Origin of the sequence: Bacteroides bouchesdurhonensis, from assembly GCF_900155865.1 — a bacterium.
Taxonomy (GTDB): domain Bacteria; phylum Bacteroidota; class Bacteroidia; order Bacteroidales; family Bacteroidaceae; genus Bacteroides; species Bacteroides bouchesdurhonensis.
Genome location: NZ_LT707006.1, coordinates 3,007,155 through 3,028,002 on the forward strand (window position 1 = coordinate 3,007,155; position 20,848 = coordinate 3,028,002).

Annotated in this window: 20 protein-coding genes; all 20 read right to left on the minus strand. The window is 34.2% G+C overall.

Annotated elements, in window-relative coordinates; translation table 11 throughout:
* Positions 1–4 precede the first annotated feature (4 nt).
* Positions 5–1,000 carry an MraY family glycosyltransferase gene (locus CZ225_RS12640; protein WP_077154334.1) on the minus strand — a complete coding sequence of 332 codons (996 nt, stop codon included), beginning with the start codon at positions 998–1,000 and terminating at the stop codon, positions 5–7.
* 3 nt (positions 1,001–1,003) lie between these two features.
* Positions 1,004–1,873: an NAD-dependent epimerase/dehydratase family protein gene (locus tag CZ225_RS12645; RefSeq protein ID WP_077154335.1), complete on the minus strand. Its 870-nt coding sequence runs from the start codon at positions 1,871–1,873 to the stop codon at positions 1,004–1,006.
* Between the two features lie 3 nt (positions 1,874–1,876).
* Positions 1,877–3,124 (minus strand): glycosyltransferase family 4 protein, encoded by a 1,248-nt coding sequence (locus CZ225_RS12650; RefSeq protein ID WP_077154336.1) that lies wholly within the window; start codon positions 3,122–3,124, stop codon positions 1,877–1,879.
* A 346-nt stretch (positions 3,125–3,470) separates the two neighbouring features.
* Entirely contained in the window at positions 3,471–4,157 is a 687-nt protein-coding gene (locus CZ225_RS12655) for a nucleotidyltransferase family protein (protein ID WP_083714641.1), read from the minus strand.
* A gap of 69 nt (positions 4,158–4,226) precedes the next feature.
* Entirely contained in the window at positions 4,227–5,009 is a 783-nt protein-coding gene (locus CZ225_RS12660) for an AglZ/HisF2 family acetamidino modification protein (RefSeq protein ID WP_077154338.1), read from the minus strand.
* A 6-nt stretch (positions 5,010–5,015) separates the two neighbouring features.
* Positions 5,016–5,630 carry an imidazole glycerol phosphate synthase subunit HisH gene (hisH, locus tag CZ225_RS12665; protein ID WP_077154339.1) on the minus strand — a complete coding sequence of 205 codons (615 nt, stop codon included), beginning with the start codon at positions 5,628–5,630 and terminating at the stop codon, positions 5,016–5,018.
* Positions 5,627–6,769, minus strand: a complete 1,143-nt coding sequence (locus tag CZ225_RS12670) for an N-acetyl sugar amidotransferase (protein WP_077154340.1) — start codon at positions 6,767–6,769, stop codon at positions 5,627–5,629. Before CZ225_RS12670 ends, hisH begins: the two co-directional genes overlap by 4 nt.
* A gap of 82 nt (positions 6,770–6,851) precedes the next feature.
* On the minus strand, positions 6,852–8,006 hold the full coding sequence (locus CZ225_RS12675) for an N-acetyl sugar amidotransferase (protein WP_077154341.1): 1,155 nt from the start codon (positions 8,004–8,006) through the stop codon (positions 6,852–6,854).
* Positions 8,007–8,098: 92 nt separating this feature from the next.
* Entirely contained in the window at positions 8,099–8,899 is an 801-nt protein-coding gene (locus tag CZ225_RS12680) for a glycosyltransferase family 2 protein (protein ID WP_129585804.1), read from the minus strand.
* A 2-nt stretch (positions 8,900–8,901) separates the two neighbouring features.
* Entirely contained in the window at positions 8,902–10,092 is a 1,191-nt protein-coding gene (locus tag CZ225_RS12685; protein WP_077154343.1) for an O-antigen ligase family protein, read from the minus strand.
* Positions 10,085–10,909: a glycosyltransferase family protein gene (locus CZ225_RS12690; protein ID WP_077154344.1), complete on the minus strand. Its 825-nt coding sequence runs from the start codon at positions 10,907–10,909 to the stop codon at positions 10,085–10,087. Before CZ225_RS12690 ends, CZ225_RS12685 begins: the two co-directional genes overlap by 8 nt.
* Before the next feature lie 32 nt (positions 10,910–10,941).
* Entirely contained in the window at positions 10,942–12,093 is a 1,152-nt protein-coding gene (locus CZ225_RS12695) for a CDP-glycerol glycerophosphotransferase family protein (protein ID WP_077154345.1), read from the minus strand.
* Positions 12,086–13,495: a lipopolysaccharide biosynthesis protein gene (locus tag CZ225_RS12700; protein ID WP_159441769.1), complete on the minus strand. Its 1,410-nt coding sequence runs from the start codon at positions 13,493–13,495 to the stop codon at positions 12,086–12,088. The genes CZ225_RS12695 and CZ225_RS12700 overlap by 8 nt, the downstream gene beginning before the upstream one ends.
* 33 nt (positions 13,496–13,528) lie before the next feature.
* Entirely contained in the window at positions 13,529–14,719 is a 1,191-nt protein-coding gene (locus CZ225_RS12705; protein ID WP_077154347.1) for a CDP-glycerol glycerophosphotransferase family protein, read from the minus strand.
* Positions 14,720–14,736: 17 nt separating this feature from the next.
* Positions 14,737–15,474, minus strand: coding sequence for an SDR family NAD(P)-dependent oxidoreductase (locus tag CZ225_RS12710; protein WP_077154348.1), 738 nt, complete (start codon positions 15,472–15,474; stop codon positions 14,737–14,739).
* Positions 15,475–15,477: 3 nt separating this feature from the next.
* The gene (locus tag CZ225_RS12715; protein ID WP_077154349.1) at positions 15,478–16,821 is read right to left on the minus strand and encodes a Gfo/Idh/MocA family oxidoreductase; all 1,344 of its coding nucleotides are present in this window, start codon (positions 16,819–16,821) and stop codon (positions 15,478–15,480) included.
* 36 nt (positions 16,822–16,857) lie between these two features.
* Positions 16,858–17,556, minus strand: coding sequence for a phosphocholine cytidylyltransferase family protein (locus CZ225_RS12720; RefSeq protein WP_234983049.1), 699 nt, complete (start codon positions 17,554–17,556; stop codon positions 16,858–16,860).
* 13 nt (positions 17,557–17,569) lie between these two features.
* On the minus strand, positions 17,570–18,580 hold the full coding sequence (locus CZ225_RS12725) for an NAD/NADP-dependent octopine/nopaline dehydrogenase family protein (protein ID WP_077154351.1): 1,011 nt from the start codon (positions 18,578–18,580) through the stop codon (positions 17,570–17,572).
* 6 nt (positions 18,581–18,586) lie between these two features.
* On the minus strand, positions 18,587–19,714 hold the full coding sequence (locus CZ225_RS12730; RefSeq protein WP_234983050.1) for a 2-aminoethylphosphonate aminotransferase: 1,128 nt from the start codon (positions 19,712–19,714) through the stop codon (positions 18,587–18,589).
* Positions 19,715–19,718: 4 nt separating this feature from the next.
* The gene (gene aepY / locus CZ225_RS12735; protein ID WP_077154352.1) at positions 19,719–20,843 is read right to left on the minus strand and encodes a phosphonopyruvate decarboxylase; all 1,125 of its coding nucleotides are present in this window, start codon (positions 20,841–20,843) and stop codon (positions 19,719–19,721) included.
* Positions 20,844–20,848: the final 5 nt, after the last annotated feature.

Here is a 20,848-nt window from a genome sequence, read left to right on the forward strand (position 1 = left end):
TTTATTATTTCAAACTAGCAAGATACTCTTCGTGCAAATGATAATACTTTTTCTTAAAGAGAATATACACAATTGATAGTACAACAATAGCACTTATTAGGTATATCCAATGTGCAGCTGCTGTATTGGGACATAGATAAATAAAACAAAGAGAAACAATCAATTGGATTACCATATAAAATAATGACACCTTAACATGACCTATCTTTAGCTCATTCGCCATCAACTGATAAGTATGTTTACGATGTGCCTGCCCCAAGTTCTCGTGAAGAATAATTCGATGACATATGGTCAATACACCATCAATACCATAAACAAGCAAGAAGATAAGGTAGGTGATATCCTGCGTCTTCATAATCAATGAACCAATGAAAAATAAAAGGATATAAGCAACACCTATAGAACCTACATCTCCAGCAAAGCACTTAGCCTTTCCTTTTGGTCGGAAATTAAAGAAACAGAATACAAGATCTGCCAATCCAACAGCAATGATTAATGAAGATTCCACGAAAATCATCTGCTCATTCAGCAGATACAATGGTATCAAACTTGCAAATGCATAGGCACCTGTAATACCATTCACGCCATCCATAAAATTAATAATGTTTGATGCACCAACACAAACAACAAGAGCTAGCAAAACCACCCACCACATATTAAGGTACAGCATATTTAACTGATAGAACATCAGCACCATGGCAGCAAATTGTCCTACTAATCGTATTCTATCCGGTAGTGATTTAATATCATCAATGAAACTAATACCTGCAATCAAAGTAACAGCTAACAAGAACCATGGATATTGAAATCCAAAGAATGCACACCATATCCAAAGACCTATTAAGAAGATGATACCACCGCCACGAAGGACAACACTTGAGTGGCTTGATCGCTCATTAGGCTTATCAATGATATTAAACTTGTCCGCAATTTTAAAATAAAAAGATTCCGCAACAAACAATATAAAAATGATTATACAATATATCAATTTTGTATCCATATATTATTTCAATGAATCAGCAACTAGTTTTAGGCTCTCCTCCAGAGATACCAATTGATAATCAAAATCATGTTTGCTCATATCTGGATCATAATAATAAGTAGCAAACATCTTGTTTATTGGCTGCAACACGAAACCACCCAACCACACAAATGGATTTAAAAGTTTTGTTATCCAAACTTTATGGGCAGCCTCTTTTGCAAAGAAACGAACAATTTCTACAGTATCACTTTGCTCTCTATTCTGAGGATAGAAAGTTCCACTCATTTGACCAAGGACAACCTGTTTTACAAACTCTGCAAGATTATCAATATAAAGCATGCTTCTCTTATTATGCCATGCGGGGAAGAATGGAGTCTTGCATGCCAATGCTGCTAAGCGAGGAAAATTCCCCTTCGCATTAGGACCATATATCATTGGCGGACGAAGGATACAAATATTGAATGTATCACATTCCAACTCACGAAGACCTTTCTCTGCTTGAAGTTTGCTATCACCATAGAAGCCATTAGGATGTTCTCTTGTATCACGGGTTATTTTCTCGGCTTTCAATGATTGACTTTCATGAAAAACTATCTGACTACTCATAAATATAAACTGCTTTACACCTGCAGCTTTTGCATGCTTTGCCACCTGAATAGTCAGATCGCGATTTACTTTATAATACAATGCCTCCATCTTAGGATCTGCATTCACGTGTGCTATACCCGCAACATGATATATAACATCATACCTAGAATAGTCAGCGTTCTTCCAATTTTCTCCCATAGTATCTACAGCATCAATCTCAAAATCAGATGATGTAGATAAAATATAGTTACGTACGCTTTCACCTACATAGGATCCTGCGCCTGTAATCAATACTTTTATCATTTCTTATTTTAATATTGAATCTACCAAATCTACATATTGATTGGCAACAATTTCTTTCGTATATTTCTCTTTTATAATCTTTTCTCCCTTCGCTCCCATCTCACGAAGTTTCTCTCGTGTCATACCCTTAAGCCATTCGGCCATTTCATCAGTCTTCTGCTCAAGATCATGATTTGTAATAAGCTTAGCACAACCAACAAGCTTCAAGAAACTTACTATTGGAGTATTATCTCCAGAGCAAACGAGTAAAGGACGTCCACAAGCCATAATTGTATAAACCTTTGATGGGAATCCCATTCCCTCTTGCTCAGGAGTCATAAAGATGTACTGCAAATCGCTATAAGCCAAAATTGCTGGCATCAAATGACGAGGTTGATAATCCAGAATGTGAAGTTTGTCCAATCCTAGTGCTGCTTTCTGTTCTTCAACCCACTTTTTCTTTACTCCCATTCCGATGAGGAAATATTCTACATTTAAGTCACGTGTCTTATCTACAAGCTTGATCAAAGGCTCCCAGTCCTGAGCGAAGCCAATATTACCTGCATATAACAATTTGATACTATCATTATCTGGGAAAAGAGTCTTGTCCAATTCTGCTGTAGGAACACCTTCATGATACAACTCAGTATCTACAAAATTTGGTATGACATGCAGTTTGTTCTTATCCTTGAATCGGTCAACTATAGTATCATAGAAAACCTGATCAATGGTAGTTACTACGGCAGAGTTATTGTAAACACGCATCTCCATTCCTCGAAGATACCTATGGATAAGACTATTCTCTGGTTTATTCAGGATATCAGGATATATTTCTTGAACATTATAAACCACCTTACACCCTTTTAACCAACCAAGGAAGTTATTAATACGCCCGATAGTTAAAGGTGGTGAAGGTGAAAGTATCACATCCACATTCTTGATGAATAGACCTACAAAGAAAGAAATGATATGCCAATAGATAAAGCCTATCAATCTCAAAAAAGTACTTTTAAACTTCTTTTGCGGTACGTGATAAACAGGGATGCCCTTAAAAATACTCTTTTTAAATAAGCCCCATACTCCCCACTTCATCGGTTGTTCAGCTAACAGCTTTTCCACAACATTAAAATGTGGCGTCGTTGAAAGAACAACTACCTCATATCCTCTTTTTTTGAATGCTAGAGCTATATCATTATATAGATATGCTGTGGAAACGCCATCTGGGCTAAATATAAGAGAATGAATCAGAATTTTCTTCTTTCCTTTTTCCATTTTTATTTTCTAATCAGTTATTTATACCCATTGTAAAACCTCCCCAATCCTTGATTCATTCGGTAGAAAAAGAACCATATGCAATCGTTTGGAAAATGAGCAAAAGTCCTAAAACTTCTATATGTAACATATAAAAAGCTTCCCAGCTTTGATCTTTCTCTTGTTTGGAATCGGTTATCATATTTACCGAAATTCCCACCTCTTAATATCTCATGAATCAAATAAGAGCCAGCCTTTTCATTACACGCAACGATCATGTCTTTTTCATCTATCTGAAATACTTGCTTTAAAACATACATTATTGAACCTGCAAATTTTTGAAGATGAACACAGGCAATGTCATTAATTAATTGTTTTTTTCATAGATTGAGAATTCTGTTTTTTTTAGCAATAGGTAAAAATCAACCGGTTGACGTAATCCAATCCCTTCAAAAAGGAAATGACCATACATATGAGCAAGTTGCATCATTACATTTGCTCTAGGTGTAAGAACTCCAATTTTACTACCATCTTGCAAAGTCACAATGTTCTCCATTGAATTATTTCTCTCTTGCTCAAAAATATCTTGAAGACGATTATTGTCGAAGAAGTTATATAACATTGAAGGAATAAAATGAGCTTCTATTTCCACATCAGACAGTATATTATAATCTGCATAATGAAACTGTATATGCTTTACCTCTGCATGCTTTAGAAGATAATATATTATTTGTTTTCTTTTCCCATCAATCCAAATATCAATATCTCCGGAAGTTCTATATTCCGGATACGGATATATCGTTGCATTCGCTTGACCCTTAATAACTACGGATCTGTAGCCGTCTTGTGCTAGCAATTTTGTAATCTCACCACATTTTCTATTCATTAACTCATTGCGCTTTGCTATCATATTAGCATAGCCATACCACTCCATTAATATTAATTCATTAGGTCTATAATTATTAGGCAATTTTTTAATACCAACAAATGTAAATCCTACAAGGGCATGCTTCTGTGCAATTTTCAGTAATGATTTCCAATCTAGAAGTAAGATAGATCTATAGGGTTATCTGTGACACTAGCTCTTAAAAGTGCAAAAAACTGAGTATTTATGTCCATGCTATTATATTGGTTGTATCTTTACCTTCTCATCTGGCATAGGATATTGAATCAAAACTGCCTTATATTTGCCTTTGAAAATAAAAATACTACCTGCAGCTGCTCCAATCACTTTATATCGGTCAACCAGTTTTTTTAAGTCCTCATATGAGCCTGCTCCTCCGAGGAATGTCAGTGGTACTTCTGTCAAATCACGCACCTTATCACACATCTCCAAATCGTAACCAGTCATCACACCATCGAGATCAATGTTGTTGATAACCAGTTCACCACAGGGAACGTCTTTTATTTCCTCAAGGAAATCATAAAGTCTCTTGCCCGTTTTTTTCTTTCCATTATGAGTGAACAACTCATAGCGAGTGCCACCAAACAGACTTTTCTTCTTCATGATATCAAGTACAAGAACGATACTTTGAGCACCAACAGCTTCACTCATTTGACGAAGCAAATCTGGATTATCCAAAGCAGCAGAACTGACAGCGACTTTCTCTGCACCTAATTTTATAATCTTACGTACTTGCTCAACAGTCTTAACACCACCTCCATAGCATAATGGCATGCGACATTCTGTAGCGACATTCTTGATCATCTCATAATCAGGATCGCGACCTTCAACAGTAGCGTCTATGTCGATGACCATTATCTCATCGACCTGTTTCTCGTTAAATATCTTAACGGCATTGATAGGATCACCCACATACTTACCATTCTCAACACTAAACTTAAGAGTCTTTACGAGACCTTTGTCATGCACAAGCAGACAAGGAATAATTCTAGATCTCAACATAGTCTTCTAAAGGTTTGCAAAGTTTCTGAGAAGTTCAATACCATTGTCATGGCTCTTTTCCGGATGGAATTGTACGCCATAAATATTCTCCCGATTCACAGCCGAATGGAATATTTTACCATATACTGTTTGGCAAATCACATTGGCAATATCTGCACACTCATAATAATAAGAGTGTACAAAATAGAACCCAACTGCAGGATTAATATTCTTAAACAAAGGGTACTCACGAGTAATCTCAATTGAATTCCAACCAAGGTGAGGCAACTTTGGTTTACCTAGTATGAGATTTTTGTCGAATTTCTTCACCTTACCATGAATCCATCCGAGGCCATAGAGTTTACCTTCTTCACTACTATCCGCAAGCATTTGCATACCAACACAAATGCCGAGTATTGGAGTTTTTTCTTCAAGAACTTTTTTATTTAAGATATCTATGAAGTTCTTCTTTTGCAAAGTTGAGATGGTTTCATCAAAAGCACCAACTCCTGGAAGGAGTATATGATCAGCCTTTTCGATTTGCTGCTTTGTATTCGCAAACTCGAAAGGAATATTCAGTCGTTCGTAGATATTCTTTATGGCATTGAGATTGCCTGAGCCGTAATCTAATATTGTTATCATCTTGTCTGTGTTGTGCCAGCACCAAAGAATTTAGCAATCTTAGATACCTTAGTTAACATACTGTCGATATTCTTATAATCCCAATAGAACTTCTTTGGCATATCAAAATATCCTTGAAGCTCATCCTCACTGATACCGAGTTTTGTTGCTACATATTTAAAATCATCACGAATAGTATCAGGATCGTATGGTATCTTCTTTAACTCTTCCAAAGCTTCCTCGCGAGTCATCTGACTTGCTAGGATCAAACTTGAGAACTGCACACGTCTAGGATCATAGCCAAAACGCTCAGGAAGCCAGTATCCCTCAAAGAAACGAGTAAATCGAGATTCAAAATGCTTTTGAGGATATGGCTTCCATCCATATTCTTTCTGCAATAATTCCTTTGCTTTTTCCTTATCATAAGGAAAATAGGTAAGCAATCTAACAAATACGCTCTTCTTAATATAACGCATCCAAAACTTTCGATAGAAGACGCTAGTCATTGGGAATGTTTTCAATGGCTTAGTACCATACTGGTTCAGAATATCCTTGAAGAATTTTGTATCAGAAAGATAATAAAACTTCTTAGGGTATGAACAAAATTCTGATGACAAATTATAGCCATTAAGAATGTACTTGATCTTATATTTCTCAGCGAACTTGTACATACCCCCCATAAAAGCAAGATCTTGGGCTGCATCGAGGGTTGGTACTCCAGATTTAAAAAGAGCCAACTGGAAATCTTTCATTTCTTCCCAATTGATTACTTCTGTATAGAGTTCCAATCCAAGTTTGTCAACCATCATTTGGATGTTATTAACTGCTAATTCTGAGTTCCATCCACCATCAACATGAAAAACAAGGGGCCGCAGTCCTAGTTCCTTTACTGCAAGATGGAGCATGTAAGAGCAATCAACTCCTCCACTCATTCCTAAGAGACAATCAAAATCACGTCCTTTCCCATCTTCTTTAATCTTCTTGATTAGTTCATTAAACTCAACTTTCTTTTTGTCCCAATCAAGAGTTGGAAGTATGTTATGTTTATAATCATTACATTGATCACATACTCCATTTTCATCAAAATGAATATGAGGATCTTGTGTGTCTAAAACACAATTTGTACAAATCTGATAAGATTTGATGTTTTTGTATGCCATAATACTTTTTTGTTATTAATTATATAAGCCCCAGGACCTGCCACTAAAAGTAAAAATGAGGGGGTTTCCTGGGGTAGTTATTTTATTTTCTGATGCGCTTCTCTATTCCAAGCACCTCATAGAGTTTAATGCCCATTTTATACAACCATTCCTGACTCTTGAACTTCTCTGTACAATGAGGCATATTAAAGAACTCCCAAAGTTTTTCTTCTGAAATTTCCAAGCGTTTGGCTACCTCTTTAAATAACTCCATACTTTCCTCTTCTGTTAGTGGAGGTTGTTCTAGAATCTTTAAAGCTTCGTTACGTGTCATCTGCCCTGTTACAACCAAACTAGAAAGCTGAGCTCTGCGAATATCATGACCGAATCGTTTTGGCATCCAGAATCCTTCAAGGAATTTTGTGATCAAGTCCTCAAAATGTTTCTGCCCATAAGGTTTGTAATCATAAAGACTACTCAATGTATCAACCATCTGCTGACGAGTTACCGGTACAAGATTCAATGGCTTCAAAGTCTTAACTCCTAGCACGTATGGTATCCAGAACTTGTGTTTGAATCCATTTGTGAAAGTGTAATTCTTGATAGGAATATCGCAATACTTTTTAATTACATCCTTCATATAAGTACCATCACCAGTAGGGCCACCATCGCTTGTCCATGAAACTGGGTCTGCTACTATCTCGGTAGAAATATTATAACCATTCATGATGTATTTTACATCCAATTCACGAGAGAAACGATCAATCAAGGCAATAAATGCATGATCCTGAGGTGCATCCAACATTTCCATACCTGTACGGAACCAGGCTAACTGCATCTGTCGCAATTCCTCCCAATCCATCTTTTCTATGTGCAATTCTACACCTAGACCATTACATACCTTACGAATATTTTCTTCAGCTACAGGTAAATTCCATCCACAGTCAATGTGGAAAACAAATGGACGTAATCCCCATTCCTTAACAGCAAGGTGCAGCATATAAGTGCTATCCAAGCCACCACTAAGGCCTAGGATGCAATCGTAATCTTTACCCTGCCCGCTTTTCTTTATATCATTTATCAACTGATTCAACTCTGCCTCGTGACCTTTTCCATGATTCCAACTTGGCTCGATACGTTCTTTGTATTCATTACAACGCATACATACTCCATTTTCATCAAACTGGATATCATCATCTGTTGTGTCCATAACACAACATTTGCAGACCTGATATGGTCTAATTTGCTTATAATTCATAATTGGCGATTTTTATTACAAATACATTAGTTCTGAAGATATCTCAAATCGAACTAATGGATTATTTCTGAAAATTAATATTTAAACTAGAATTAAAGGCAGTTATGCTTTCTCCATTCATTTAAGATGCTAAAAGATTCTTTATCATATTTATAAAATGAAGATAAATCGGAACTGGCACCTTCTAAATGGAGTACCTTTAACTCTGGAATATAATAAATAGGAGTCTGACATTTTCTAGCCTTTAAGGCCAAGAACCATTCCTCATTGTACAAGAACATTCTATCATCAAAGAAAGGATATAATTTTTCTACTGATTTTTCTGTAAAAATGATAAATGAGCCATGAGCACTGAAAATTCTATATTTATCTTTTCGAAATAAAAACGAAAAGAGACGAAATAACTCACGGCTAACTCTAGTAAATATATGACATAACGTATAGAGCAGTTTTAAGTTATATCGAAATGAGATCTCTAGCATTGGATAAATAAAACGTAAGTTCCAAGGTGTATCAGGATTTTGACGCTTACCATTACGAAGAACAGTTTCTGGTGCTATTACCATTTCTTTTCCTTCGAATTTACTCAACCCAGAAAGATCTTTTATTTTAATATCAGAATTAGAAAGAATTAAGAATTCAAAATTATAATGTTCTAATGCATATTTTGTCCCAATATTATTACCATAGCTAAATCCTTTATTAGGAATGGGAATGAAATCTGCATTATTCTTATTAGCAACCTCAGAACATTTCTTCAATGAAGAATCATCAAAGTAACTGTTAACAACAATAACTTTTGATTGTTTAAAATCTAAAGTCCTAAAAAAATCCTCTAAAACGTCAATGTTCTTGTAAACTAGAACAACATATATGTATTTATAAAATTCCATAATCATTTTCTTAATGCTAATTGATTTATCTTAGCATAACATATATATAAAGGCAGCATAAGATCAAATGAACATAAAACAGGATTTGTTCCATTAGCAATTAGGATAAAGAAATAACCAATCAAAAATGAAATAAAGAGTAAATCCTTATATTTTCGTGCATAATAAAGACCTACAAGTAAAGTACCAAAAATACTTATTGAATAGAAAAAAAATCCAACTATACCTCCATTGGCAAGCTGTAGGAAATACATCAGTTCGACGCGATACATATAAACTTTTCTATAAGGATCCCAAATCATAGCACCACCGCCTGAGCCCCAAATAGGATTATCATAAAAAACATCTAATAATGACTGCATCTGCATATATTTAATTGGTTCCTGATTACTATCAAAGGCCTTTGTGAACGTATCAACATATCCCATAAAATTATCACTATTCAGTGAATACAAATATGCAAGAATTAATAATACAACAGAAATTATAACAATAATATATTTATATATTTTAGATCTAATTTCTTTTTGAACCAAATTTCCAAACAATAAGGCAACCAAAGGAGACAATATAAAAATAAGCATTAAACTTCTACGACCGCATAGAATTAACAAAGTAAAATCTAGAAATAAAATAACAACCTGAATCATCCGATTTACTTTGAAATCATACTTGATAAAAAAAAGGAAAAGAAAAACTGGTGATGTAAACGTAAGCACATTAAGGTTATCAAAATTCATTCTAGATGTAAACCCATAAAATGAGAATGGTATTTCAACAGTAGGTTCGATATTTGGCATATAAAAATGCCATATTACCGAAGCTGCATAAAGTAAATCATAAATAACCAAAAAAGAATGACCAACGAATAGGATCTTCGTGAAAGAACGGAATTTATTATCACTCCTAAGAAGAGGTATTGCTATAAGTAAGGATAATACTGGCCATATAAGACCAACTGTTACAGTCGCTAATGGATATGCCGTTTGTCGAAACACGCCTACTATAACTTGTAAAATGGTAGTAATACAAAGTGACGAACAAAGTATAAAAACTGGTCGAGATATTGGGCAACGTTTTAATACTATTATTAATAAAAATAAAATAAATACTTTTAAAGCATAAAGGTTTGCAATGAAAGTCATCATCGTCAAAACTAAAATAGAAGCAGCTAAGTTTATTGCTTTATTCATATCTAACTCCAGAATAAATACCTCTTATCATATTCTTGAAACATAAGAAACCTTCTTTACTAATTATAGGAACTACAAGCATATCTAACATACATCTAATAATTGATCTGATTTTCCACCCAAATGGAACATAATTTCTTCTAAGCAAAAATATTACATTCCTATATTGATAGAAATATCTAAATGCTTTGGAAATTCCGAATTTTATTCCCCAAAAAGAAAAATATGAGTCTCCTACAGAATGATACAATTTGACATTTCTTGTCATATATGTATGATAACCATAAGAACCTGCCCTCCAACACCATTCACAGTCAACATAATCAATAAAAAGCCGCTCGTCCATTAAACCAATACTCTTAATTATAAAAGTATCGATAATCATACCCGAAGAGATCACAAAAGGAACAATCGAATGAGTGCATCCTTCGTGAGCATAACTTTTATATTCTTTATCTGATTTATTATCATAAACTATTGGACCTAAAATACCTAGTTTATCGTCTTCTCTTTTAATCGATATATATTCATCAATCATAGATGCAACAAAATTTTCTGAAGTATTGCTATCCTGATCAAAAAAAACTATGTACTTATAATTATGATTGAGAGCCTCTTTAATTCCAACATTTTGAGCATAAGCAATTCCCTTGTTTTCATACAAAGGGTAATACATAAAATTAACATTACTCAAAGCTGTAGAACTATTATCTACAGCAATAACTGGATAATAATTGCTTAATGCATTAAATTTGTAAATTTGATCATGTTGAGGATTAAAAAAAACAACGACAATACATGTTTCTAAATTATTCATACAAATAATTTTGATATATATAGTTACAAATACTACAATGCATGTTTAACTCTCAATAAGAGATTCCAAATGAATTTTACAATTATCGAACGATGAACATAATTATCGCCTACCAATCTCAAAAATTGTATATATTTATGATAAAAATATCTTTTAAAACTTAAATGTCTAATCTCTGTTGGCACTAAAGCTTGATATCGAACATTTTTATTTGCTATAACATCATCTAATATATCAATAATCATCTTAGCAGTCAATCCAATATTGCTAAAGTTTTTTCGAGAAAATTCTTTTGTTCTTTCATAGTAGGAATCATAATTCTCAATCATATCCCTAATACAATCTGTTAATTCTTCTCTTTTTGTTTTAATAACAAAATCATAATCACACTTGGGAAATCTACTAGGACTTACGTCCGGAATTAACCAATTAGATACTGAAACAGAAGGTATAGGCATCATTGCTGCTTCGCATAAAGTAGATGACTCTTCTGAAACTAAAATATCAGAAACAGCAATTGCTTCAAAAATATTTGTTTCAGGCGGTAATATAGTTACCGAAGGAATATCTTTGTGTAAATCATACATCTCTTCAATATTCTTAACAATTTGAGGATACTCCTTAACAGGCCACTTTGCCTGCTTAATAAGAATATTAACATCTAACTTAAGCATAGACTTTACAAAATCATCTTGTTTATGATCATTTTCCCAAGCCGGAGCATACAAAATTGTCCGTTTATTCAAATCAAGGTTATATTTCTTATAAAATTCAACTTTACTCGAGTTCGATTGAATATCCTTAATAACGTCAGCTTTAGGCCATCCAACTTTAAATATACCTTTACGAGGTCTTGTATAATACCAATGAGAACTTTTATTCCAATTATTAACCCACTGTTCACTTGGTAATATACCTATATCATAAATATTCCAAGGCTCTCTATACCAAATATCTGGCCAATTACCATATTGCTGCAAGATATCATGTAGCATGACAACCGATAATTTACTATACTGTGGAAAATTAATATGCTGGCAGTAAAAACCAATTTCGCACTTTTCAAATTTATTGTTCGAAAGTTTAACACGATATCCTCGCTTTTCTGCTTCTTTAATAATAGGAGCAAATAGGCTTTTTTCTTGAGAGGACCAATATATAAAAGTAATATCTTTTTTAATCATTACTCTTGAATTTAATATAATTCAAAATCAAATAACGTTTACGATATGCTAATAATAATAATAATAACAACAACAAATATCTAATAAGCGGCATTGTATAAATCAATAAGCTTAATAACATGAATCCAATAAGGATAATCCAACTTTTTGACATGAATACCATGTTATATATTGATACATTACCAATATTTCTCCTTATGACTTTGCACATAAAAATATAATGCATAACTAGAAAAATCGTATAGCAAGTTAATGAAGTATAGCCAGCTGATATGTATCCGAATTTTGGTAATAACAAAATATTTAAACATATACTACATATTGCCCCTACAGATGTTGATATCATCACATATTTTGTTGCATTGTAATAAAATTCAACCATAGAGAAAAGGCTATAGCAAAAAGTAAAATATATACTCAATGCAATTGGAGGTACAATCCAAATAGCATCCATATACTCATCAGTACCCATTATCAAAATTATATCTGGACCTAAAAGCATTACTCCTAATGACAATAATCCGGCTAGAATACATAATTTGTTTGATTGAGCTCGAACCTCATCATAATTTTTTATCTTAAATTTTTCGTAAGTCCATGGGACATATGAACCATTTATTGCTGATATTATAACACTAGCAGCTAGCGATACTTGACTTGCTAATCCATAAATACCAGCTTTATCTTCTCCACAAATTTTACCAATGAGCAATCGATCTACCTGACCTAGAACAACAAGCGATAAGTAATGTGGTATAAGTGGAATATTGAATTTTAATGCATGAACCCAATATTTTTTATATAAAAAGCATTTCCCTCTATAAAATTGAATTAAAAAAAAATAGCTACCAAAAACAATCTGAATTAAAAGTGTCCCCCAAATAATAGCATTAACTCTTAAATTCGTACCTAACAGCAAAATTATACTTAGGATAGGTGTCATAATTGACATTATGATGGTTAATAATGCCATTTGTTTATAATGGTTTTCAACACGCTGTCTAACACACCAAAAAGAGACCGAAGGATAAGTTACAAAATACAAAAAAAGAAGCAAAATTGTAATTTTATCTATATCTAATATCTTAGACCAATAACTTGGTGAAATCACGTATAATCCAAAAAAGATAATTGTGACAATTAAGCTAAGTCCTTGCATACTAGATGTATATCGATCACGATCCTCGCTATAGTCAACCATAGCTTTCGTAAAGACACCACAGTACAAATTTAATGTGGCAAAAATTACCAATACACTACTCCACGATTGGAACATCGTAAAATGACCATATTCCGAAGTTGTTAGTAATCGTACATAAATTGGTATTACCAAAAAGTTTATACCTTTCTGAAGTACATTGCAAATCATATACCAAAGTGCAGCTTTTTGAGGTATAGACATGCTCTTATATGCTTTGTAGCCTATTATCATATTTTACAAATGTTCCTGTATAAAATTAAATATTATTGAGCAGGAATTGCTAGATTCATGATCCATAAATTTCGTTAATCGGCTCTTTCTTAATTTACTGAAGGTATCTCGACCATTTAGAACATCAGCTATACATTGAATTAATGTCTGCGTATTTGTTGGTGCCGGACCACATACTATATCATCCTTTTCATAATATAATCCTCGATCTCTCTTAGAATAAAAATCATAATCATAAATATAATGAATGATTGGTCTGTCTAATAGTAAATAATCAAAAAAGCATGATGAATAATCAGTAATAAGCGCATCAGAAGCTGCCATTAATTCCTGGGTATTATATTCAATAATATTAATGATTCGATTATTCTTTGTAGTATCTTCTTCTTTATTTGCACCAGTTATGTAATGAACCTTTTCAATCACAATGGCATTTTTTTCAACTAATAATATTTCAAAAAGTTTTTCATTTATAGAATTAAATGAAAATGATTTAGAAGTTGTATCTCTAAATGTAGGCAAATATAATAAAATTTTTGTATCTTCGTTCACAAAACCATATCCATTTCTTTTCAAGTAGCCTAAAAATTTTATTCTAGCGTCGTTTACGCTAGATTTATCATAAAATATTGAATTTCTAGGATAACCAGCTTTAATCAAATGACCGTCATCTTTATAAAAAGCTTTTTTTGCTATTTTGTCAAATTCAGTTGATGGGCTAAGAAAATAGGAAGTCATAAAATGGCTATTAAATAATTTTTCCGACAGAGCATAGAACCTTGATTGGAAAGCATCATAGCCTACCTTTTTCCAAGCTGCGCCATGCCATAGGTTCAATGAAAAAGCACCACTAAAATAGGCATTACTTTTTTCTGTTAAATCAACTATTTCTTCATTTACACAGATTACACCCGCATGTTTTAATATATGATGAGCTTCGCTAGTGTCCATATTAAAACACTCAATAGCTTTATTTAAAGGACTCAAATCAGCTAATGCTTTTGATATCCACACAACGCGAATATGAGGGTAGTTTTCTTTAACATAATTAGCAAAATAGAGGGAATTATCACTACATCTATTTCCAAACCATTCCCCAAAAACCCATAAATTGTTATCTCTTTTAACAAATTTATAAGAAATTGCTGTTGCAATTAACAAAATCTTACAATATAATCTATGAATTAATTTCATGTATGCAAGTGTATTTATTAAATATCAGTACGACCTGATTCTACTTTATAATCATAAGAACGACTTCCTTCCGCTCGGAAATCATCATGATAACGCTCAAGCACATTCTTAAAGATCTCATCGTACATAGGTATGAAAAGGTCATTCTTATTCTCCAAGTGCTCAATAATAGCATTAGCCATAGGTGCTGTTACACGCAAATCAGTTTTACCCTTATTAAAACTAGTTCCTTTTAATGAACCTGGGCTTACATTTAATATCTGATTTTTACTACCAGCTTTAAGCAATTCTACATTAACACTCTCTATAAAAACCTTCAGAGCAGCCTTTGTTGCCGCATAGATACTAAAGAAAGGTGATGACATAAATCCAGCTATACTAACCATAACTCCACAATAGAAATTATCGTCTTTCTCCAACTTATTGTAGAAACGCTTAATGATTCGCATTGCTGGTATCGTGTTCACATTAAAACTGTTCATAATCATATTTTCATCTGAATCCTTGAATAGTTGTAACCTCCCGAAACCTGCAGTAATCATTAAAGTATCGATATCTGAGAACTGATCAAATAAGGAATAATCTGATTGAGTTAGATCAAACTGATAGCACTTAAATTTTTCATTATAATACTCATCTGCTAATGGTACCTTATCTACGATATAGATTTTTTCTATATCTTTGCGTTTTGATATCTCAGTAGCAATTGATAATCCTATTCCATTAGCACCTCCTACAACTAATACTCGCTTCATATTCTAAATACTGGTGACATTTTCACCTCTATTATACTTCTCAATGATCTCTGCAATTTTTACACTCTCACATCTTCTCAATTTATAACAACTCTTACGTTTGTTTGCAATCATTGAGAAGAATTCTTGTATCTCATATCGAAGACCATCACCATCATAACTATAAAAATACTTTTTATTTTTGGTTTGATCTTCGTAGCGTACTTCAAAATAATCTGTTAGCCACCAAGGTGCAGGTACATACACATAGCCCTTTGTTCCTGATATCACAAGGTTGCCTTCTGTTTTAACTCCAATACCAAGTGTTACAGATGCTGTTGCGTGATGGTATGTAATGTTAGCCTTTGTAAATATATCAACCCCATTTTCCATTTTAGAAAAGAAATCGACTCTTTTATATTCCTTTCCTAGTAACCTTATAATAGCCATCAAATTCAATGGAGCATGTTCATTCATAGCACCTCCCTTCTGATCTGGGTCGAGTTCTCGGACTTCTCCCTCCATCATCTTTGAAAGAGAAGCTTTCACATCAACTATATCGCCAATAATTCCACTTTTTACCAGAGTTTCAAGATGGTTGAATGCTGGACAATAAGCAGTCTTGCTTGCCTCAAGCATAACAAGGTTATGTTCGTCCGCAAAATCATAAAGAGTCTTTGCTTCCTCAGCTGTAAGTGTCATAGGTATCTCACATAATACATGCTTACCCGCTTTGAGGGCTTTCATAGAATATTCAAAATGAGAAATGTGAGGCGATGCCACGTATACAGCATCAATAGCTTTAAGAAAACTTTGATAATCGTCACTATATGCAGAAATTCCGTAAGTACCAGCAAATGAATTTGCTTGTTCACGATCTGGATTGAAGACTGATTTTACTTTCACACCGTTAACAAATTTTGTTTCAGGTACAAACCGTTTGGCAATTCTTCCAGTACCAACAATACCAACATTAAAGTTCGCCTGGCTATCAGCTCTAAGCATTGTTGAAGATATGCCTTCAGTACGAGGTAAATAAATTACTTTACAATATTCATTCAAATAATCAAAGTGTCCTTCCCAATCAGATCCAATTGCAAATATATCAACATCATAACGTTGTATATCATCAATCTTCTGGCCTAAATAATCTTCAATAATGACTTCATCGGCATATCCTGTCGCTTTAACAGCTTCAACTCGTTCTAAGACATTATTCCTAACATTAAGTTTTCCACGTCCTTTATCAAAACTGTCACTAGTAACACCTACTATAAGGTAATCTCCTAGTTCCTTGGCACGTCTCAATAGGTTTATATGACCTTGATGTAAAAGATCATAGGTACCGTACGTTATAACTTTCCTCATTATATCAATACTATCACACTAAAGTCAAACTTATGCTTACAAGTTGGCAACAATATTAGATTCAGCATATATCAAGTCATTCTCATCGTCAATTTCATACCACCTGACATTAGAAGAATTGTATACATATAGAGGAACTCCATTTTGAGACATCCAAAGTAACTGATACTCATAGCCTAGCTTTGTTTTTTCTATCACAATCTTCTCATATTCTGCACACATCTTGTGATAGAATACTGATGAGATTTTGTGAATACCTACAAGTTCGCCCTTTGCGGATATTTCGTCTTTATTGGTTGAGCATCTAGTAAGGATACCATTTTCATCATATTCTACATAATATTGATCCTGAAACTTAGTCACTGGTGTGATCAACATAATATCAGAATGTTCATTCCCTTGCAATTCTGTAATAGCATTACGACTATAGATGATGTCTGATTCAAGCAAAATAAAATCGTCATCACCTATAGCCTCACGACAGTTCCAAAGAGTATACATGCTATTAGTTTCTGCATACTTTGGTGAGAATACACACTGAATCTGGGGGTACTGAGTTTTTAATGATTCATAAGCCTCTTTCTTATAACCAGTACCGATGATAATTTTATCAATACCACAACTAACGAGTGTTTCAATAGAACGAATAACCATTGACATTCCACCACACTCAATAAATCCCTTTGGTATCATTTCTGTCATTTTACCGAAACGACTACCAAGACCTGCCGCCATAATAACTGCTGTTTTAATCATTCTGTTTTATTTTGGATAATCCCCAATTATAAACGAGGTCTATCGTTGGTACTTCAACACCATTTTCATGTGCCAAATCATGAATCATTCGCAAACCATATGGAAAATCCTCGGTAAAATACCTACTTGAAAAATCTGGCTCCCATCCTCCAGGTACTTCGATCATAGGAGATTGTATCGTGGATAATGACTGAATGCTCTTTAACTTTCTTGTCATACCTTTTGCATCGGTAGATTCATAATGTGCCAATAATGTTTCGATCTTAGAAGTATCAACCCTTAATGTATCCAAAAGAGTGAAAAATTCTGCATCCATTTTAATTTCAATTTCAGATGCTTCGTCTGTCCATTCATGATAAAAAAGAATGCAATGATCAAATGGAGTTTCATCCCAATCTTTAAACATTGTGTAAAGACGCCCTGTATGAAGAATTGGATTGCTATTGCTCAATGTAACTTCATAAAAAGTATCAACCAATGAGGTTTTCTCTCCAAACATAGCCTCTATTAAAGTCCTAAAGTTCTCTGCATCATCTATATTTTCTACAGCCATGAATAGTTCAGATCTGTATCCTAACAGATTTGCTTGCTTGCCATATTCAACTACTCTTGATACATAAGGGACTCGCTGAAGTCCGAATAGTTTTGCCTTTGAACTTAGATGCTTATGACAGAAAACAAAAAAACCAGAATTTGCAACAACAGTACCTAGTATCTGGTTATCCTTTAGGTAAGGCTTTAGCTGTAAAATTGTATCTTCAACTAAGAATGATGGTAGACATAATAATATAATATCACTTCCATCAATAGCTTTTTTAGGATCCTTGGTAATTTCATTCAATTTTCCATTGATTTTATTACCATCAGGATCATTAACTACAAAAGATTTACACCACTTTTCTGGATGATTTGTCAATAAATTAACAACAACATCAGGATATGTGGACAATATTGCAGAACATGTATGACCTAAACCTCCACCTCCACACACAGTTATTTGCATATCTTGTTATTTTATGATATTATAATATTCTAATGCAGCCTTGAGAACAACAAAAAAAGACTCTATGTCTTCAACAGTAATCGTACCAAGGGAACATAAACGGAATGTATTTGTAGTACTAATCTTTCCAGGATAAATAGTATATCCACGTTCATAACAATAGTTATGAACCTTTTCGAAACTAAAGTTTGTATTCTCAGGATACTTAACAGATACCACTAGTCCTGACTCGATTTTTTTGTCTATTACAGTTTCTAAGCCCAATTCTGCTATTCCTTTGTGAATAGCTTCATAAACTGCGTGATGGCGAGCAAACTTGGCCACTTCACCTTCCTCAAAATATTCCTTCAACGCCTGGATGGTTGCATATATTGTCTGTACTGGAGGGGTAAAGTGCATTTCTCCAGTCTTCTCAAAATACTCATACTGCAAATATAGGTTGCAATAGTATGAGCGAGTAGGATAATTCTTTGAAGCCTCAATAAGATCCTTTCGACCGATGATGAATGAAAGTCCACTCATAGCCATCAAACCCTTCTGTGCTGATGCCATACAGAAGTCAACATTATCTTTCACTACATCCAAAGGAATCATACCTAGAGTAGATGTTGTATCACTCACAAAAATAGCACCATACTGGTGAGCCAGTGCACCAATCTCGCGGATAGGATTAAGAATACCAGTACCGGTCTCATGATGGCAGCAATATACTACTGCAACATCAGGATTTTCCTTCAAAGTTTTTTCTACATCCTCAAGATTTGGCTGTTCATATATACTTGACTTGAGATTGATATGTGGTATATGATACATCTCACATACCTCTACTGCACGAGTATTATAAGCACCATTATTAACAACTAGGATTTTCTTACCTTCTGGTACCAATGAGTTGATACAAATATCAATATTAATTGTACCAGAACCACAGAAAAGGACAGAAGTATATGTATCCTCAGGAGCGTGAACAACTTTCAACAGGTCTGAACGAAGACCTTTCATTAAGCCTGCGAATTCCTTCTCACGAGGACAAATATCTGGTACTACCTGAGCCAACTTCACAGAGTCTGTTGTTGTAGCAGGTCCTGGGTTCAGAAGAACGTTTCTCTTTATTTTAATATCTTTCAATTCCATTATTTTATTTGCTTAGAAATTCCATCAATGCTTCCTTATTTTGGATAGGAGTTGTTGTTGGACGACCAAGATCTTTTCTATTTCCCTTCTTTACTTTTACTTCAAGCAAAATAGGTCCGTTTGCTGCATTCACCTGCTTCAATGCCTCACCAAGAGCCTCAGGTGTTTCTACTGAAAATGTTGCAGAATAACCACATGCCTTAGCAACTGCAGGTAGATCGATCTTCAAACCAACTGTTGGCTGACCACCTACAGAATCATGAGCACCATTATTGAATACTACATGAACATAATTTTTTGGAGCCTTTGAAGCAACGATTGCTATAGATCCCATGTGCATGATAGTAGCACCATCTCCATCGAAGCACCAAACTCTACGATCGGTCTTCTGCATGGCGATACCTAATGCAATCTGAGATGCATGTCCCATCGAACCTACTGTAAGGAAGTCACGATTGTGAGCCTCCCCCTTAGATGTACGATACTCGAAAAGTTCACGAGAAATCATACCTGTTGTAGATACGATGGCATCTTTCTCACCAAGAGCAGCAGCAACTGTTTGGATAGCACTTTCACGAGTCATGGTGAGATCATTCACCTCTACACTCTGAAGTTTGTAATCCTCAAAAGTACCTTTCTCGATAACGAGTGCATAAACCTCATTATTCTTAAGTGCTTCTACTGCAATTGAAATCTGCTTTGCAGCCTTCTCCTCATCAGTACTAAGTACATCATAATTGATACTCATAGTATTGAGGATACCAGTTGTAACCTTACCTTGCTTGACGTGCTGTGGCTCATCATGAACTCCAGGACGACCTCTCCAGCCAATAAGGAGTAGTGCAGGAATGTTGTAAACCTCTTTATCTGTCAAAGATGCAAGAGGATTGATGATGTTGCCCTCACCAGAGTTCTGCATGTAAACAACACCAGCCTTGCCTGTAGCCAAATAATAGCCAGCTGCCAAACCGACTGCAGCACCTTCATTGGCTGCAATGATGTTGTGCTGTGCATCCATATTGTCGGCAATGTAAGCACAAATATTCTTGAGCAGAGAGTCAGGAACTCCTGCATAGAAATCTATATCATAAGACTTAAGAGTCTCAATAAAAAACTTTGGAGAAATCATATCTG

What these genes read in the sequence shown, in the direction of transcription:
- CZ225_RS12640 (WP_077154334.1), bottom strand. Translation starts at nt 1,000, where the DNA reads ATGGATACAAAATTGATATATTGTATAATCATTTTTATATTGTTTGTT.
- CZ225_RS12645 (WP_077154335.1), bottom strand. Translation starts at nt 1,873, where the DNA reads ATGATAAAAGTATTGATTACAGGCGCAGGATCCTATGTAGGTGAAAGC.
- CZ225_RS12650 (WP_077154336.1), bottom strand. Translation starts at nt 3,124, where the DNA reads ATGGAAAAAGGAAAGAAGAAAATTCTGATTCATTCTCTTATATTTAGC.
- CZ225_RS12660 (WP_077154338.1), bottom strand. Translation starts at nt 5,009, where the DNA reads ATGTTGAGATCTAGAATTATTCCTTGTCTGCTTGTGCATGACAAAGGT.
- hisH (WP_077154339.1), bottom strand. Translation starts at nt 5,630, where the DNA reads ATGATAACAATATTAGATTACGGCTCAGGCAATCTCAATGCCATAAAG.
- CZ225_RS12670 (WP_077154340.1), bottom strand. Translation starts at nt 6,769, where the DNA reads ATGGCATACAAAAACATCAAATCTTATCAGATTTGTACAAATTGTGTT.
- CZ225_RS12675 (WP_077154341.1), bottom strand. Translation starts at nt 8,006, where the DNA reads ATGAATTATAAGCAAATTAGACCATATCAGGTCTGCAAATGTTGTGTT.
- CZ225_RS12680 (WP_129585804.1), bottom strand. Translation starts at nt 8,899, where the DNA reads ATGGAATTTTATAAATACATATATGTTGTTCTAGTTTACAAGAACATT.
- CZ225_RS12685 (WP_077154343.1), bottom strand. Translation starts at nt 10,092, where the DNA reads ATGAATAAAGCAATAAACTTAGCTGCTTCTATTTTAGTTTTGACGATG.
- CZ225_RS12690 (WP_077154344.1), bottom strand. Translation starts at nt 10,909, where the DNA reads ATGAATAATTTAGAAACATGTATTGTCGTTGTTTTTTTTAATCCTCAA.
- CZ225_RS12695 (WP_077154345.1), bottom strand. Translation starts at nt 12,093, where the DNA reads ATGATTAAAAAAGATATTACTTTTATATATTGGTCCTCTCAAGAAAAA.
- CZ225_RS12700 (WP_159441769.1), bottom strand. Translation starts at nt 13,495, where the DNA reads ATGTCTATACCTCAAAAAGCTGCACTTTGGTATATGATTTGCAATGTA.
- CZ225_RS12705 (WP_077154347.1), bottom strand. Translation starts at nt 14,719, where the DNA reads ATGAAATTAATTCATAGATTATATTGTAAGATTTTGTTAATTGCAACA.
- CZ225_RS12710 (WP_077154348.1), bottom strand. Translation starts at nt 15,474, where the DNA reads ATGAAGCGAGTATTAGTTGTAGGAGGTGCTAATGGAATAGGATTATCA.
- CZ225_RS12715 (WP_077154349.1), bottom strand. Translation starts at nt 16,821, where the DNA reads ATGAGGAAAGTTATAACGTACGGTACCTATGATCTTTTACATCAAGGT.
- CZ225_RS12720 (WP_234983049.1), bottom strand. Translation starts at nt 17,556, where the DNA reads ATGGCGGCAGGTCTTGGTAGTCGTTTCGGTAAAATGACAGAAATGATA.
- CZ225_RS12725 (WP_077154351.1), bottom strand. Translation starts at nt 18,580, where the DNA reads ATGCAAATAACTGTGTGTGGAGGTGGAGGTTTAGGTCATACATGTTCT.
- CZ225_RS12730 (WP_234983050.1), bottom strand. Translation starts at nt 19,714, where the DNA reads ATGGAATTGAAAGATATTAAAATAAAGAGAAACGTTCTTCTGAACCCA.
- aepY (WP_077154352.1), bottom strand. Translation starts at nt 20,843, where the DNA reads ATGATTTCTCCAAAGTTTTTTATTGAGACTCTTAAGTCTTATGATATA.